At 67.7% G+C, this 15777-nt stretch carries 14 protein-coding genes; 5 read left to right on the forward strand and 9 right to left on the reverse strand.

Features of this window, described 5'->3' with window-relative positions:
• Window positions 1-31 precede the first annotated feature (31 nt).
• Complete coding sequence (locus ABIC28_RS19520; RefSeq protein ID WP_354580399.1) at window positions 32-1249, reverse strand: MFS transporter; 1218 nt, start codon at window positions 1247-1249, stop codon at window positions 32-34.
• 158 nt (window positions 1250-1407) lie between these two features.
• Here ABIC28_RS19520 and ABIC28_RS19525 point away from each other — a divergent pair, with 158 nt between their 5' ends.
• Both ABIC28_RS19525 and ABIC28_RS19530 read left to right on the forward strand, forming a co-directional pair.
• On the forward strand, window positions 1408-1914 hold the full coding sequence (locus ABIC28_RS19525; protein ID WP_097214285.1) for a MarR family winged helix-turn-helix transcriptional regulator: 507 nt from the start codon (window positions 1408-1410) through the stop codon (window positions 1912-1914).
• A gap of 141 nt (window positions 1915-2055) precedes the next feature.
• Entirely contained in the window at window positions 2056-4113 is a 2058-nt protein-coding gene (locus ABIC28_RS19530) for a neutral/alkaline ceramidase (RefSeq protein ID WP_097214284.1), read from the forward strand.
• 87 nt (window positions 4114-4200) lie between these two features.
• On the opposite strand, the gene hsaB is transcribed toward ABIC28_RS19530, so the two are convergent.
• The 4 genes from hsaB to hsaA are packed head-to-tail and all read right to left on the reverse strand — an operon-like array spanning window position 4201 to window position 7749.
• Window positions 4201-4782 (reverse strand): 3-hydroxy-9,10-secoandrosta-1,3,5(10)-triene-9,17-dione monooxygenase reductase subunit, encoded by a 582-nt coding sequence (gene hsaB, locus ABIC28_RS19535; RefSeq protein ID WP_354580402.1) that lies wholly within the window; start codon window positions 4780-4782, stop codon window positions 4201-4203.
• Complete coding sequence (gene hsaC / locus ABIC28_RS19540; RefSeq protein WP_077042921.1) at window positions 4782-5681, reverse strand: iron-dependent extradiol dioxygenase HsaC; 900 nt, start codon at window positions 5679-5681, stop codon at window positions 4782-4784. Before hsaC ends, hsaB begins: the two co-directional genes overlap by 1 nt.
• Window positions 5681-6562 (reverse strand): 4,5:9,10-diseco-3-hydroxy-5,9,17-trioxoandrosta-1(10),2-diene-4-oate hydrolase, encoded by an 882-nt coding sequence (hsaD, locus tag ABIC28_RS19545; RefSeq protein ID WP_077042922.1) that lies wholly within the window; start codon window positions 6560-6562, stop codon window positions 5681-5683. The genes hsaC and hsaD overlap by 1 nt, the downstream gene beginning before the upstream one ends.
• Before the next feature lie 11 nt (window positions 6563-6573).
• Window positions 6574-7749 carry a 3-hydroxy-9,10-secoandrosta-1,3,5(10)-triene-9,17-dione monooxygenase oxygenase subunit gene (gene hsaA / locus ABIC28_RS19550; RefSeq protein WP_209927665.1) on the reverse strand — a complete coding sequence of 392 codons (1176 nt, stop codon included), beginning with the start codon at window positions 7747-7749 and terminating at the stop codon, window positions 6574-6576.
• A gap of 199 nt (window positions 7750-7948) precedes the next feature.
• On the opposite strand from hsaA, the gene ABIC28_RS19555 reads away from it, so the two are divergent.
• Window positions 7949-9130, forward strand: a complete 1182-nt coding sequence (locus ABIC28_RS19555; protein ID WP_077042923.1) for a 3-ketosteroid-9-alpha-monooxygenase, oxygenase component — start codon at window positions 7949-7951, stop codon at window positions 9128-9130.
• Between the two features lies 1 nt (window position 9131).
• Window positions 9132-9464, forward strand: coding sequence for a hypothetical protein (locus tag ABIC28_RS19560; RefSeq protein WP_097214281.1), 333 nt, complete (start codon window positions 9132-9134; stop codon window positions 9462-9464).
• 65 nt (window positions 9465-9529) lie between these two features.
• On the opposite strand, the gene dmpG is transcribed toward ABIC28_RS19560, so the two are convergent.
• The 4 genes from dmpG to ABIC28_RS19580 are packed head-to-tail and all read right to left on the reverse strand — an operon-like array spanning window position 9530 to window position 13924.
• Window positions 9530-10597 carry a 4-hydroxy-2-oxovalerate aldolase gene (gene dmpG / locus ABIC28_RS19565; protein WP_097214280.1) on the reverse strand — a complete coding sequence of 356 codons (1068 nt, stop codon included), beginning with the start codon at window positions 10595-10597 and terminating at the stop codon, window positions 9530-9532.
• A 5-nt stretch (window positions 10598-10602) separates the two neighbouring features.
• Window positions 10603-11505 carry an acetaldehyde dehydrogenase (acetylating) gene (locus tag ABIC28_RS19570; protein WP_354580406.1) on the reverse strand — a complete coding sequence of 301 codons (903 nt, stop codon included), beginning with the start codon at window positions 11503-11505 and terminating at the stop codon, window positions 10603-10605.
• Window positions 11506-11514: 9 nt separating this feature from the next.
• Window positions 11515-12300, reverse strand: coding sequence for a 2-keto-4-pentenoate hydratase (locus tag ABIC28_RS19575; RefSeq protein ID WP_097214278.1), 786 nt, complete (start codon window positions 12298-12300; stop codon window positions 11515-11517).
• A gap of 28 nt (window positions 12301-12328) precedes the next feature.
• Entirely contained in the window at window positions 12329-13924 is a 1596-nt protein-coding gene (locus ABIC28_RS19580) for an FAD-binding protein (RefSeq protein ID WP_354580408.1), read from the reverse strand.
• Window positions 13925-14050: 126 nt separating this feature from the next.
• Between ABIC28_RS19580 and kstD the strand changes: the two genes are divergently transcribed.
• Complete coding sequence (gene kstD / locus ABIC28_RS19585) at window positions 14051-15775, forward strand: 3-oxosteroid 1-dehydrogenase (RefSeq protein ID WP_179800719.1); 1725 nt, start codon at window positions 14051-14053, stop codon at window positions 15773-15775.
• The last annotated feature ends 2 nt before the right edge of the window (window positions 15776-15777 follow it).

Consider the following 15777-nt stretch of genomic DNA (forward strand, 5'->3'; position numbering starts at 1 on the left):
ACACCCACCGACCGGCGCATCCGGACGTCGGTCAGCCCAGGACGATCAGGGCCGCGATCGCCGGGCCGAAGGCCCCGCCGAGCTGGTAGCAGAGGTTGAACAGACCGATCGTGGTGGGGCGCTGGGACTCCGGTGCGGCAGCGGTCGCATAGACCGCCAGCGTGGCCTGACCGCCGGTGGTGGCGAAGACCGCCAGGGTGGCCGCCACCAGCAGCAGCGGCGCCCACGGGGTCATGGCCGCGGTCAGCGGGGCCAACGCCCCGACGGCGATCAGGACGGCGAGAACCCCGGAACGGCCGATCCGCACCGCGGCGGCGGCCAGCACCAGAGACAGCGCGGAGCCGATCAGCAAGGCCACCAGCTGCCCGGCACCGATTGCGGCCGTTGACCATTCGGTCCGCTCCCGCAGCAGCTGCGGGATCGTGAACAGCAGCGTGAAGTACGACGTAGCGAGTGCGCACGCGAGGAGGGTCGAGGCGACGAACGCCGGGCTGCGCAGCAGCGCTGCGGGAACGAAGCCGTCGGGGCGCCTGCGGATATGGGCCGCGAGCACGACGCCCATCACGATCGCGGCGGCGACCGCAGGTGCCGGGTAGCGGGGCACGAGGACCAGGGCGGACGCCGTACACACGAGCAGGGCAGCGCCCCGGCCATCGAAGGGCACGGTGGCGGCGGGGACGACGGCCGGGCTGCGCCGGATCACCGCCGGGACGGCCAGCAGCGCGACGAGCGAGATCGCAAGCGCCGCGCGCCAGGATGCCGCCTCGGCGATCAACGAGCCGACCAGCGGCCCCACCGCGCCGAGGATGCCGAAGCCGGCGGTGATCGCCCCCATCCGACGGGCGGTGCCCGCGAGGGTCATCGCGACGGTCGCCAGACCCGCGCCACCGACTGCCTGGGCCGCACGGCCGGCCATCGCCAGCGGCAGCCAGGGCGCTACGGCGACGAGCAGGGTGCCTGCCACGATCAGGGTGCTCCCCACCGCGAGCGTCAGGCGGGTTCCACGACGGCGCAGCAGGGTCGCCATCAGCGGGGTGCCGATCGCCATCGCCCAGGCGAAGACGGTGACGAGCCAGGTCACCGTCGCAGTTCGGACCCCGAACGAATCGGCCATCGCCGGAAGGATCAGGACCGGACTGTTGGCGCTGGCCGCGATCGGGCTCGCCAGCAGGGCAAGCCAGAGCGCTGAGATCTGTTGCGGCCCAGCGGCGCGGGACTCGGTGGGCAGTACGCGGGCGAGCTGTGTCATGACCGGCTCCTGGGTTCGAGGGCGGGCGCTTTCGGGTGGTCGCGACGACATCACCGTCGATATCGCTCAACCTTGATTCTCTTAACGTTGAGATAAAAACAGACAGCTCTCTCGACGTCAAGTATCTTGATGTTGAGATAAATCTTGAGGGGAGCGATATGAGCGACGCGGTGGACGCGATCCTCGAACAGTGGGCGACCGAGCGCCCCGACCTGGTCGAGGACTTCTGGCCGGTCCAACTGCTCGCGCGAGCCCAGCGACTGACGCGCCTGGTGGACAAATCGGCCAAGGTCACCGCCGCCCAGCACGGCCTCGAGGCAGGCGAGTTCGACGTCCTCGTCACCCTGCAGCGATCGGGGCCCCCATACGCGCTCACGGCAGGCGCCTTCATCAAGGCGTCGATGGTGACCTCCGGCGCGATCACCAACCGCACCGACCGCATGGAGGCCAAGGGGCTGGTCGAGCGCGTGCGCGACGGCGACGACCGGCGCACCGTCAAGATCCGCCTCACCGAGCGCGGGCAGGAGCTGGGTCGCGCCGTGATCGTCGACCACTTCGCGAACTACGCGCGGCTGTTGGCCGACGTCGATCGCGGGGTCGTCGACGAGACCGCCGACGGACTTCGGCGCGTCCTCGAGGCGCTCGGCGACACCTCCATCGAGTGATCCGAATCGGCCCTCACCGCATGGCGATCTGACCCCACCCGGACAAGTCCGGCAAAGGGTATTGCCAACGGGGCCGCGGTGGTGTGTGCTGTCTTCTGGACACTTGACCAACACGGTGCCCGATTCCCCGAAAGGATCCCAGTGGTCTCGATCAGTCGACGCAGCGTGCTCGCGGGAGCCGCTGCCACTCCGGCGCTGGCCGCCCTCGGCGCGGGCCGCGCCACCGCAGCGGCGCCGCGCACCACCGAGCTCGCGCGAACCGCGCCCGCCAAGGGCGGCTTCCGCGTCGGCGTCGGCCTGTCCGACATGACCGGACCCGTCGCCGAGAACGGGATGATGGGCTACTCGAGTTTCGAGCAGCGCGCGGAGGGGCTCCACCAGCGAACCCGCGTGCGCGCCTACGTATTCGCCGGCGCGGACGACTCCAGGGTGGTCTTCGTCTGCGCCGACACCTGCATGATCTTCCAGGCCGTGCACGACGCCGTCCTCGTCCGGCTCAGCCAGAAGTACGGCAACCTCTACACCGAACGCAACGTCATGCTCACGGCCGTGCACTCGCATGCCGCCTGTGGCGGCGCCTCACAGGACTACGCGTACAGCCTGGCCACTCTCGGCTTCCAGCCGCTGGTCTTCAACGCCGAGGTCGACGGCCTCGTCGAGGCGATCAGCGCCGCCCACGACAACCTGGCGCCCGGCACCGTCGCGTTCGGTCACAGTGAACTCACCGACGCAAGCGTGAACCGCTCCCGGGTCGCGTTCGACCGGAATCCACAGAGCGACAAGGACTACTACCCCCTCGGCATCGACACCCACATGCGGGTGCTTCGCGTCAGCCAAGGCGATGACAACGTCGGCGCCATCGGCTGGTTCCCCACCCACGGCGCCTCGCTGACCGAAGAGAACAAGCTCATCTCCGGCGACAACAAGGGCGCCGCCGCATACTTCTGGGAGCACGACGTCGCCGGGGTGCGCTATCTCGACGGCAAGCCCAGCTTTGTCGCCTCGTTCCCGCAGACGAACACCGGCGACATGTCGCCGAACCTCGACCTCGAGCCCGGAAAAGGTCCGACGGACGACGAATTCGAGAACACCCGGCTGATCGGTGAGCGACAGCTGGCCGCCGCCCGCACCGCCTTCAAGTCGGCCGAAACGATCTCCTCCACCGTCGTGGACAGCCGAATCATGTACCTCGACATGGCAAACCAGCTCGTCGACGGTCGCTACACGACCAACGGTCAGCCGCAACGCACCTCCCCCGCGTGCGTCGGAGCGGCGATGGCGGCGGGCAGCACCGAGGACGGCCCGGCCATCCCGATCTTCCCGGAAGGCACCCGCAACCCCGTCATCGACGCCCTCGGCGGAATCGACACCAAGACCCCGCAGTGGTTGGCCGACGCGCAGGCCCCGAAGATGGTTCTCGTCCCCGTCGGTCTGCTGCCGCCCGACGGGTGGGTCCCGCACGTGCTCAAGATCCAGATCATCCGGATCGGCGACCTCTATGTGGTCGGTGGACCCGCGGAGTTCACCATCGTCTCAGGCCTGCGCGTCCGGCGGACCGTGGCCAAGGAGCTCGGCGTGCCGCTCGAGAAGGTGATCTTCCAGGGCTACGCCAACGCCTACTCGAGCTACTGCACCACGCCGGAGGAGTACGACTCCCAGCAGTACGAGGGCGGGTCGACACTGTTCGGTCGCAACACACTTCCCGCCTACCAGCAGGGCTACGCGCAGCTCGCGATCGCCATGCGCGACGGTGCCGAGGTCCCGCGCGGACCCGCGCCCCGCGACCTGTCCGGGTTCCAGCCGAGCTTCGGGCCGGACGTCCCTGCGGACGCGCCGATGCCGGGCCGCCAGTTCGGTGACGTACTTGTCCAGCCGGCCGCCAAGGCCGCGACGGGAACCCAAGTGGCCGTAGAGTTCTCCACCGGGCACCCGAAGAACAACCTGCACCGCCGCGGCACCTTCTTCGAGGTCCAGCGGCTCGACGGCGGACGATGGGTGCGCCACGCGGACGACGGCGACTGGTCCACCAAATACCACTGGCGCCGTGAGGGTTCGAACGCCTCGGTCGCGCGTATCACCTGGGACGTGCCGGAGGGCACGCCCGCCGGTCGCTACCGGATCCAGCACTTCGGCGACCAGAAGAGCCGTGAGGGCAAGATCTCCGAGTTCACCGGCACCTCGGCCGAGTTCGAGGTCTGAGCCGGTCGACGCTCGCGGGCCTGAACCCGAAAATGACTGAAGGGCACCTCCCCTCAGAGGTGCCCTTCAGTCGTCTTCGGTGTTGCTCTACAGCCAGGTGTCCTCGGTGGTCGCGGTGAGGAACGCCTCGAGGTCGTCGCGCCAGGGCGCAGGGACCGTCTTGTCCGGCTCGATGCCGGTGTACTGCCCACGGTAGAACAGCAGCGGACGCTCGGTCTTGATCTCACTCATCGAGTGCACCCGACCGAACACCACGAAGTGGTCGCCGCCGTCGTGCACGGTCTCCACCGTGCAGTCGATGTGTGCCAGCGACCTGTCGATGATCGGAGATCCGAGAGGCGACGCCTCCCAGCCGATTCCGCCGAACTTGTCCGGTTCGCGCGATCCGAACCGGGCACACACCGCCTGCTGCTCCTCCGCGAGCACATTGACGCAGAACTTGCCGCTGCGCTCGATCGCCGCCCAGGACCGCGACGCCTTGGTCGGGCAGAACAGCACCAGCGGCGGATCCAGCGACAGCGCCGCGAACGACTGGCACGCGAAGCCGACCGGCTCACCCTCGTCGATCGTCGTGATGATCGTGACGCCGGTGCAGAACTGACCGAGCACGGTACGGAACTGACGCGGATCGATCTCCGCGCCAGTCGTCGACTCCTGAGGCGCCGTCACTACTTCATTCCCACCGTGAAATCGTGACCCCACAGGCTCACCGCGGTGCTCTCGCGAGCGATCCAGCTTTCATCCTCGACTTCGAGCCCCTCGCAACCGAATTCGATGTCAAAGCCGCCCGGCGTCTTCATGTAGAACGAGAGCATCAGGTCGTTGACGTGCCTGCCGAGGCTGGCCGACATCTTGACCTTCTTGCGCATCGCCCGATCCAGGCAGAGTCCGACATCGTCGGAGTTCTCCACCTCGACCATCAGGTGCACGATGCCGGTCGGGTTCGGCATCGGCAGGAACGCCAGACTGTGATGGCGCGGGTTGCAGCCGAGGAAGCGGAGCCAGGCCGGCTCGCCGTCGGCGGGCCGCCCGACCATCTGCGGAGGCAGCCGCATCGAGTCGCGCAACTTGAACCCGAGCACGTCGCGGTAGAACCGCAACGAGGCCTGGTCGTCGTCCGTGGTGAGCACGACGTGTCCGAGACCCTGCTCGCCGGTGACGAACTTGTGTCCGTACGGGCTCACGATCCGGCGGTGCTCGAGGGCCGCGCCGTGGAACACCTCGAGCGTGTTGCCCGAGGTGTCCTCGAAGACGATCAGCTCGGCGACCCGACGGTCCGCGATCTGGTCGGCGGTGCCCTCCTTGAAGGGCACGCCTGCCGCGGACAGGCTGTCCCGAATCTCCTGCAGCTCGGCCGCATTGGCCGTCTCCCAGCCGGAGACCATCAGGCGGTCGCGCTCACCCGGCACGATCACCAGGCGGGCAGGGAAGTCGTCCATCCGGAGGTAGAGCGAGTTGGCGTCGGTGCCCTTGCCCTCGATCATGCCGAGGACCTTCAGGCCGTACTCGCGCCAGGCCGCCATGTCGGTGGCCTCGATGCGCATGTACGCAAGCGAACGAATACCCATCAGTTACCTCCGTCGAGAAGGAAATCACTTGCCAGACGGTTGAACTCATCGAACTTCTCGAGCTGCGCCCAGTGGCCGCAGCCACCGAACACGTGCAGCTGCGCGCGCGGGATCATCTTCGTCGCCACCAGGGCGCCGTCGAGCGGGTTGACCCGGTCCTCGCGGCCCCAGATCAGCAACACCCGCTGGCGCAGCTTGTGCGCGTCGCGCCAGAGCATGCCCTTCTCGAAGTCGGCGCTGGCGAAGGACTTGCCCATCGCCTTCGCGGCCGCCAACGACTCGGGGGTGCTCGCCGCGGCGAACCGCTCCTCGACCAGCTCCGGGGTGATGAGCGACTGGTCGAACACCATGATCCGCAGGAACGCCTCGAGGTTGTCCCGCGTCGGCTGGAAGCTGAACTTGCCGAGGTTCTTGACACCCTCGGTCGGGTCGGGCGAGAACAGGTTGACGCTCAGCCCGCCGGGGCCCATCAGCACCAGCCGGCCGGCACGATCCGGGAAGTCGAGCGCGAACCGCACGGCCGCGCCGCCACCGAGCGAGTTGCCGAGCAGGTGCACCCGCCCGGTGATCTCGAGGGTGTCGAGCAGATCCTTGAGCGCGGAAGAGCTGTGCACAAAGTACTGTGGGTGCTCGGTCGGCTTGTCCGAGAGCCCGTAGCCGGGCTGGTCCACCGCGAGCACGTGGAACTTCTCGGCCAGCACGGGGATGTTCTTGGAGAAGTTCGACCAGGAGGAGGCACCGGGTCCGCCGCCGTGCAGCAGCACGATCGTCGGGCCGTTGCCGACGCCGGCCTCGTGGTAGTGCAGCTTGAGGTCCGGACGGACCTGGGCGAACTTCGAGGTCGACTCGTAGGTGATCTCGGCCTGTTCTGTCGTCGTCACGATGCCCCGCCTCAGACCATCGTGTCCGTGAGCGGCAGACCGAACTCGGCGCCACCGAACATGACGTAGGCGCGCTCGGCATCGTTGGCGGCGTGCACGCGGCCTGCGTGCGCGTCGCGCCAGAAGCGCTGGATCGGAGTGCCGTTCGCGAGAGCGGTCGCACCGGAGTTCTCGAAGAGCAGGTCGATCGAGGCGATGGCGCGGCCGGTGGCACGCACCTGGTCGCGGCGGGCCCGCAGGCGCAGCTCGATCGGCACCTCCTCGCCGGCCAGCAGCAGCGCGTACTCGTCGGCGACGTTGCCGGAGAGCTGACGCCAGGCGGCATCGATGTCACTGGAGGCCTCGGCGATCCGGACCTTGGCGAACGGGTCGTCCTTGGCCTTCTCGCCTGCGTAGGCCGCGCGGACGCGCTTGCCCTGGTGCTCGACGTGGGCGTCATAGGCGCCGTACGCCATGCCGACGATCGGGGTCGAGATGGTGGTGGGGTGGATGGTGCCCCACGGCATCTTGTAGACCGGCGCGGTGTTCTGCGCGAGGCCCGGCGCGGTGAGATCGCTCATCGCCTTGAAGCTGAGGAAGCGGTGCCGCGGCACGAACACGTCCTTGACGACGATCGTGTTGCTGCCGGTGCCGCGCAGGCCGACCACGTTCCACACGTCGTCGATCTGGTAGTCCTCGCGGGGGATCAGGAAGCTGCCGAAGTCGACCGGGCGGCCGTCCTTGATCACCGGTCCGCCGACGACAACCCAGTTGGCGTGGTCACAGCCCGAGGACCAGGCCCACGCGCCGTTGACCTTGTAGCCACCGTCGACGACCTCGCCCGCACCCATCGGCGCGTACGACGAGGAGATCCGCACGTCGGTGTCCTGGCCCCACACGTCCTCCTGCGCCTGCTGATCGAACAGCGCGAGGTGCCAGTTGTGGACGCCGATGATGCCGGAGACCCAGCCGGTGGACCCACACGCGCTCGCGATGTTGCGGACAGCGGTGTAGAAGGTGACGGGATCAGCCTCGAAGCCGCCCCACTGCGCCGGCTGCAGGAGTCGGAAGAAGCCGGCCTCCTGGAGCCCCTTGATCGAGTCGTCGGGAATGCGACGCAGATCCTCGGTCTCCTGTGCGCGCTCGCGCAGGGTCGGCAGAAGCTCGTTCAGCTTCTCGATCACCGCGCGGCTGTCGTGCTCACCCACTGGTACTCCCTCATGTGTCGTGCGTCTCGGTGCTTCACTTTCACCTGAGACTAGAACACGTTCCCATTCGTGTCGAGCAGAATGGGTTCCACTGGGACGAAAGTCCCTGACTGCGACTACTAGCGCCAATATCTAGCAAAACTGGCACAAGTTCTATAACGTGTTCTAGTACAAGAACGAAGGGATGTGAGGGGCAAAGATGACGCAGAGTAGCGGCGCATCCGGCAAGGGCATTCGCGAGATCGACGTGGGAGCCAACCCGACGCGATTCGCCCGCGGGTGGCATTGCATCGGCCTGGAGAGCGAGTTCCTGGACGGCAAGCCGCACGCGGTCGAGGCGTTCGGCACCAAGCTCGTCGTCTTTGCCGACAGCCAGAACAAGCTGCAGGTGCTCGACGCGTACTGCCGGCACATGGGCGGCGACCTGAGCGAGGGCAGCATCAAGGGCGACTCCGTCGCCTGCCCGTTCCACGACTGGCGCTGGGGCGGCAACGGCAAATGCACGGGCATCCCTTATGCCCGTCGCGTCCCGCCGTTGGCACGCACCCGCAAGTGGATCACGCTGCAGGAGAACAAGCAGCTGTTCGTCTGGAACGACCCCGAGGGCAACCCGCCTCCGGAGGGCGTGACGATCCCGCACCTGCCCGAGGTGTTCACCGACGAGTGGACCGACTGGCGCTGGAACCGGATCCTCGTCGAGGGCTCGAACTGCCGCGAGATCGTCGACAACGTGGTGGACATGGCGCACTTCTTCTACGTGCACTTCGGGTTCCCGAAGTACTTCAAGAACGTCTTCGAGGGCCACGTCGCCACCCAGTACCTGCAGAACCACGGCCGTCCGGACGTGCAGAGCATGGGCACCCAGTACGGCGAGTCCGTGCTGGACTCGGAGGCCTCGTACTTCGGCCCGTCGTACATGATCAACTGGCTGCACAACGACTACAGCGGGTACAAGGCAGAGAGCATCCTGATCAACTGCCACTACCCGGTCACGCAGGACTCGTTCGTGCTGATGTACGGCGTGAGTGTGCAGAAGCCCAAGGGCCTCGACGACGCCACCACCGAGAAGATCTCGCGCAAGTTCACCGAGGGTGTTGCGATGGGCTTCGAGCAGGACGTCGCGATCTGGAAGAGCAAGAGCAAGATCGACAACCCGCTGCTCTGCGAGGAAGACGGCCCCGTCTACCAGCTCCGCCGCTGGTACGACCAGTTCTATGTCGACGTCGCCGATGTCGAGGAGAAGCAGACGCAGCGCTTCGAGTTCGAGATCGACACCACCAAGGCCGTCGAGGCCTGGCAGCGTGAGGTCGAGGAGAACCTGGCCCGCCAGGCGGAGGAGAAGGCAGCGGCGGAGGCCGCCGACAACAAGACGGGAGTGTGAGATGACCTCGACCTGGGCCAAGGCCCCTGACTTCGCCGACAGCCCGGCCCGGGTCGAGGCCGTCCGCGCACAGACCGCCATCGACCTGCAGACCTACCTCGAGGACGGACTGCAGGAGGTGGAGTGCCGCGCCTGCGGCACCTGCGTCCTCGTTCGAAAGAACAGCTTCAAGCACACCAGCATCCAGTGGCAGGCCGATCCGGCGCAGGCGTGCCCGGAGTTCACCAGGTCCGGTGGGCGTACCGGGTCCCAGCAGACCTGCCCGCGGCTGCTGAGCAGCATCGAACACGCGGTCATGGAGGGCATCCTCGAGGTGCGCGACACCGACGCGTAGCGAACGCCGAACATGAAGGGGCGCGCATCCATCCGGATGCGCGCCCCTTTTCCGTATCCGGGACCTCAGCCGGCGGCGGCTTCCCGCTGCAGCTCGAGCGCGATGTCGATCAGCTGGTCCTCCTGCCCGCCGACCAGCTTGCGCTTGCCCGCACGCACCAGCAGCTCGGCGGGCGAGACGCCGTACCGCTCGGCCTGACGCTCGGCGTGCTTGAGGAAGCTGGAGTAGACCCCCGCGTACCCCATCATCAGGGCCTGCCGGTCGAGCAGGCACTCGGCGGGCATCGCCGGACGGACGACGTCTTCCGCGGCGTCGGCGATCGAGAAGAAGTCGATGCCGGTCTTGATGCCGATCTTGTCGCAGACACCGACGAACGCCTCGACCGGCGCGTTGCCCGCGCCCGCACCGAAGCGGCGGGTGCTGCCATCGATCTGCTTGGCGCCCGCGCGCACCGCGGCGATCGAGTTCGCGACACCGAGGCCGAGGTTCTCGTGGCCGTGGAAGCCGACCTGGGCGTCGTTGCCGAGCTCCGACACCAGCGCCTCGATGCGCTCGGACACCTGCTCCAACACGAGTGCGCCCGCGGAGTCGACCACGTACACGCACTGGCAGCCGGCATCGGCCATGATCCGAGCCTGCTGCGCGAGATTCTCCGGGGTGCTCGAGTGCGCCATCATCAGGAAGCCGACGGTCTCGAGGCCGCGCTCGCGGGCCAGGCCGAAGTGCTGGATCGAGACGTCCGCCTCCGTGCAGTGGGTGGCGATGCGGCAGATCGAGGCCCCGTTGCCCTGCGCCTCGATGATGTCCTCCTTGATGCCCAGTCCGGGCAGCATCAGGAAGGCGATCTTGGCCCGCTTCGCGGTGTCCACCGCGATCTTGATCAGTTCCTGCTCGGGGGTCTTGGAGAAGCCGTAGTTGAACGAGGACCCGCCGAGGCCGTCGCCGTGGGTGACCTCGATGACCGGCACGCCGGACGCGTCGAGTGCGCCGACGATCGCCCGCACCTCGTCACCGGTGAACTGGTGCCGCTTGTGGTGCGAGCCGTCCCGCAACGAGGTGTCGGTGACCCGAACGTCCCACGCCGAGTCGAAATGAACGGTGCTGTCGATCACGCCTTTCGATGTCACTGCCATGTCACTCACGCCCTCACGGTGAGAAGCTTCTGGGCGATCTCCTCGCCCACCTTGGTTGCCGCCGCCGTCATGATGTCGAGGTTGCCCGCGTACGGCGGCAGGAAGTCACCTGCGCCCTCGACCTCGACGAAGGTCGTCACGGTCGCGTAGCCGCCAGACACCACGCTCGGCTCGTTGAACTGCGGCTCGTTGAGCAGCCGGTATCCGGGCACGTACTGCTGGATGTCCGCCACCACGCGGTGGATTGAGTCGGTGATCGCGGCATGGTCTGCGTCCTCGGGGATGGCGCAGAAGATGGTGTCGCGCATGATCATCGGCGGATCGGCCGGGTTCAGGATTATGATGGCCTTGCCCTTGCTGGCACCGCCGATGACCTCGATGCCACGGCTGGTGGTCTTGGTGAACTCGTCGATGTTGGCGCGGGTACCCGGCCCCGCGGACAGCGACGCGACCGACGCGACGATCTCCGCGTACACGACGTCGACCACGCGGGAGACCGCGTACACGATCGGGATGGTCGCCTGGCCCCCACAGGTGATCATGTTGACGTTCGGGGCGTCGAGGTGCTCGCGCAGGTTGGCGGGCGGAACGACCGCCGGGCCGATGGCCGCGGGGGTGAGGTCGATCGCGCGGATCCCCGCCTCCAAATACCGAGGCGCGGCGTCGCGGTGCACGTAGGCCGAGGTCGCCTCGAACACCAGGTCCGGCTTCTCGGGCTGGTTCAGCAGCCAGTCGACGCCCTCCGCGGAGGTCTCGAGGCCCATCTTGCGCGCCCGCGCGAGGCCCTCGCTCTCGGGATCGATGCCGATCATCCAGCGCGGTTCGAGCCACTCGGATCGCTGCAGCTTGTAGAGGAGGTCGGTGCTGATGTTGCCCGACCCGACGATCGCAACACTTGCCTTGGTCATGGCTGTCTCCTACTTGAACTGTAGAGAAACGGAACCGAGCCCGCTGAACTCGGCGTGGAACCTGTCGCCTGGGCGGACGTCGAAGGCCCGGGTGCACGACCCCGGGAGCACGATGTCGCCCGCCTTCAGTTGCACCCCGAAGCCCTCGACCTCCTGGGCGAGCCAGGCCACGCCTGCCGCCGGGTTACCGAGGACGGCATCGCTGCATCCCTCCGCGACCAACTCGTCGTTGCGCAGGAGGGTGGCCTGGATAGCGGTGAGGTCGATGTCGCCGGGCCGGACGCGCTGGGCACCGATCGCGTGACCGGCGTACGAGGCGTTGTCCGCGATGGTGTCGCAGATACCGATCTTCCACTCCCTGATCCGGGTGTCGATCAGCTCGATGGACGGCACCACGAACTCCGTCGCGGCGATCACGTCATCGACGGTGCACCCCGCGCCTGGCAGATCCGCCCCCAGGATGAAGGAGACCTCGACCTCCACGCGCGGCAACAGGAAGCGCGAGGTGTCCACCGGCTCACCCTCGCGCAGTTCCCGGTCGTCGAACAGGTGGCCGTAATCGGGCTCGTCGACGCCCATCATCTCGCGCATCGCTGCCGCGGTCAGGCCGACCTTGTGCCCGACCACCCTGGCACCCTCCGCCACCCGGCGGCGGATGTTGATCAGCTGGATCTCGTAGGCGTCCACGACATCGAGGTCCGGGTATTGCTCCGACAACGGATCGATCGCCAGATGATCCTTCTCTGCGGCGTCGAGACGATCCGCGATCTGGCTGCGCAACTCGGTCGTGAGCATCTTCGGTTCCCTTCGTCAGTACCTGGTGCTAGGCGGAGCCACCTTGCGCAGCATGCGCACCGGCCCGGCGGCCGGAGTAGATGCAGTCTGCTAGCGAAAGCCCGCTGACGTAGGAGTTCGAGCAGATCCCCACCGCGGTGCGGCCCGCCGCGTACAGCCCCGGAATGGCTTCGCCCGCAGTCGAGGTGACCTCACCGGTCGCCTCGTCCACGACAAGGCCACCGAGGGTCAGCATCGGCAGCGGGTTGGTCAGGCTCTTCTTCAGCGACACATCGAACAGTGAGAACGGCGCCGTCCGCACCGGCCGAACGAAGTCAGCAGGCTTGCCCATCGGGTCCGCCTCGCCCGCCGCGATCGCGTCATTGTGCGCCGCGACCGTCGCCGCCAGCCCGGCTGCGTCGATCCCGACCTTGGCCGCAACCTCTTCGAGGGTGTTCCCCGTGACGCCCTCGCCGCGAAGCAGGGTCTCGGCCTGGACGCGCTGGAACCACATGGTCTGGGTGCCCAGCTGCAAGCGCGCCTCCTTCACGAGGTCGGCGTCGGCCAGCAGCCACCCCTGCCCGGAGTTCTCGGCGATCATCGCGTACCCGAGCGCGGCCCCGTACCGGGACTCGTCGACCATCCGGTTGCCCTTCTCGTTCACGAGAACCGAGCTGAGGAAGGCGCTGGGCGGAACGATGAAACGCCAGGCCGAGATGTTGGAGAGCTTGTCGGTCGCGGCGCCGACGGCGGTACCCATCTGGATTCCGCTGCCGTCGTCGCCCGCCGTGCCGAGCGCAAGCCCGCCGCGATACTGCGGCGCGTGTTCGGCGACGAGTTCACGGTTCGCGATGAACCCGCCCGCGCTGAGCACCACGCCGGAACGGGCCTGGATGCGGATCGGCTTGGCGTACCGCGCCTCCATCTTCTCGATCTGCTTCTGCAGGATCTTGCGCATCGGCGGGTAGTAGATGCCCGGCTTGGCGGAGAGGGAGGTCAGCGCGGCATACCGCGCGCGCACCTGCTTGGGTGCGCCGCGAAGGCTCAGGCATTGGACCCCGACCACGGTCCCAGTCTCGTCCATGATCAGCTCTGTCGCACGGGATTGCTGTTCAAGCCTGACGCCGTTTGTCAGCGCGGAGGCGATCAGGGGCCCGTAGAGCATCTTGCCCGAGGTCCCCTTGCCCTTGGCCCGGTGTCCGCGGGGCGCCGGCTTCGCGATGTCGCGGAAGCCGCCCGCCGCCTCGCTACCCGAGTAGTACAGGTAGTGGCGGTTGCTCGGGTACGACGTCTTGTACGGGCACAGCGAGGCCTCGAACGGCACCCCGTGGCCGGACAGCCAGTCGATCATCGCGGGGCTCTGGTCGCAGAACTTGCGCAGCGTCTCCTCGCTGACGGCGTCCCCGACCTCGCGGCTGAGGTAGGCGAACATCGCGTCCGAGCTGTCGGCGACCCCGGCCTGTTTCTGAACCCAGGTCCCGCCGCCGGCATAGACGATGCCGCCCGAGATGGTGCTGGCCCCACCGCCGCTGTAACGGTCGAGCGCGATCACATCCGCACCCGCCGCGACGGCCTCGAGAGCGGCGGAGACACCCGCGACGCCCACCCCGACTACAACGACATCCGCGGAGAGGTCCCAGGACACCGCGCACCACCTTCCGTCCGCCTGCAACGTGTTTTCGTTTGGTTCCGGTTGTCAAGACCCAGTTCGGCAATACTTCCTGGCAGAAAGCATGGACTGAGACCCACTTGATTCTATAACGTGTTCTACATGAGCAAGCAGGAATACGACATCGTCGTTGTCGGTAGCGGCGCGGCGGGCATGACCGCGGCCCTGACCGCCGCCCACCAGGGTTTGAGCGTCGTCATCGTCGAGAAGGCCGCCCATTACGGCGGCTCCACCGCCAGGTCCGGTGGCGGCGTCTGGATCCCCAACAACGAGGTGCTCGAGGCCGACGGTGTCACCGACACCCGCGAGGCAGCCCGCGAGTACCTGCACAGCATCATCGGCGACGTCGTAGCGCCCGAGCGCATCGACACCTACCTCGACCGTGGGCCGGAGATGCTCTCGTTCGTGCTGAAGAACAGCGCACTGAAGCTGCAGTGGGTGCCCGGCTACTCGGACTACTACCCCGAGGCCCCCGGCGGACGTCTCGGCGGACGCTCCGTGGAGCCGTCGCCCTTCGACGGCAACCAGCTCGGCGACGACCGCAAGAACCTCGAGCCGGATTACGTCAAGGCTCCCAAGAACTTCGTCATCACGCAGGCCGACTACAAGTGGCTGAACCTGTTGATGCGCAACCGCCGTGGACCCGTGCGCGCGATGAAGGTCGGCATGCGCTTCCTGGCCGCCAAGGCCACCGGCAAGGACCTGCTGGTCCGCGGTCAGGCCCTGGTCGCGGGCATGCGCATCGGCCTGCGTGACGCAGGCGTGCCGATCCTGCTGAACACGCCGCTGACCGAGCTGTACACGGAAGACGGCGCCGTCCGCGGCGTGAAGGTGCTCGTCGACGGCGAGGAGCAGGTCATCCGCGCCAAGCACGGCGTCGTGCTTGGCTCCGGCGGGTTCGAGCACAACGAGGAGATGCGCAAGAAGTACCAGCGCGCCCCGATCACCACCGAGTGGACGGTCGGCGCCAAGGCGAACACCGGCGACGGCATCCTGGCGGGCCAGAACGTCGGTGCCGCAGTGGACTTCATGGACGACGCCTGGTGGGGTCCGTCCATCCCGCTGACCGGCGGCCCCTGGTTCGCCCTGTCCGAGCGGACCCTGCCCGGCTCGATGATGGTCAACACCGCAGGAAAGCGCTTCGGCAACGAGGCCGCCCCGTACGTCGAGGCCACCCACATGATGTACGGCGGCAAGTACGGCCAGGGCGAGGGCCCGGGCGAGAACATCCCGACCTGGATGATCCTGGACCAGCGCTACCGCAACCGCTACACCTTCGCGGGCATCACGCCGCGCTCCCCGTTCCCCGGCCGGTGGCTCAAGGCCGGCGTCGTGGTCAAGGCGGGCACCATCGCCGAACTCGCCGAGAAGACCGGACTGCCCGTCGACGCCCTCACCGAGACGGTCGAGCGCTTCAACGGGTTCGCGCGCAGCGGCAAGGACGAGGACTTCGGTCGCGGTGACAGTGGGTACGACGCCTACTACGGCGACCCGCGCCTGACGAACCCCAGCCTCGGGGAGATCAGCAAGGCCCCCTTCTACGCGATCAAGATGGTGCCGGGCGACCTCGGCACCAAGGGCGGCATCTGCACCGACACCGAGGGTCGCGCCCTGCGCGAGGACGGCACCGTGATCGAGGGCCTCTACGCGGCGGGCAACGCCAGCGCCCCCGTGATGGGTCACACCTACGCCGGTCCCGGCGCGACCATCGGTCCCGCGATGACCTTCGCGTACCTCGCGGTCCTTGACATCGCCGAGAAGGCGAAGTCGGGCACCGAGTCCGCTTCCGGCGTGAGCGCCGAATCCGCCACCGCCACTTCGAACTGACA

The sequence above is a fragment of the Rhodococcus sp. PvR044 genome (genome assembly GCF_040548995.1).
Classification (GTDB): Bacteria; Actinomycetota; Actinomycetes; order Mycobacteriales; family Mycobacteriaceae; genus Rhodococcus_G; species Rhodococcus_G oryzae.

Excerpts from the sequence above, each read along its gene's own strand:
- ABIC28_RS19520 (WP_354580399.1), bottom strand. The coding sequence starts at position 1,249 with ATGACACAGCTCGCCCGCGTACTGCCCACCGAGTCCCGCGCCGCTGGG.
- ABIC28_RS19525 (WP_097214285.1), top strand. The coding sequence starts at position 1,408 with ATGAGCGACGCGGTGGACGCGATCCTCGAACAGTGGGCGACCGAGCGC.
- hsaC (WP_077042921.1), bottom strand. The coding sequence starts at position 5,681 with ATGGGTATTCGTTCGCTTGCGTACATGCGCATCGAGGCCACCGACATG.
- ABIC28_RS19555 (WP_077042923.1), top strand. The coding sequence starts at position 7,949 with ATGACGCAGAGTAGCGGCGCATCCGGCAAGGGCATTCGCGAGATCGAC.
- ABIC28_RS19560 (WP_097214281.1), top strand. The coding sequence starts at position 9,132 with ATGACCTCGACCTGGGCCAAGGCCCCTGACTTCGCCGACAGCCCGGCC.
- dmpG (WP_097214280.1), bottom strand. The coding sequence starts at position 10,597 with ATGGCAGTGACATCGAAAGGCGTGATCGACAGCACCGTTCATTTCGAC.
- ABIC28_RS19570 (WP_354580406.1), bottom strand. The coding sequence starts at position 11,505 with ATGACCAAGGCAAGTGTTGCGATCGTCGGGTCGGGCAACATCAGCACC.
- ABIC28_RS19575 (WP_097214278.1), bottom strand. The coding sequence starts at position 12,300 with ATGCTCACGACCGAGTTGCGCAGCCAGATCGCGGATCGTCTCGACGCC.
- kstD (WP_179800719.1), top strand. The coding sequence starts at position 14,051 with ATGAGCAAGCAGGAATACGACATCGTCGTTGTCGGTAGCGGCGCGGCG.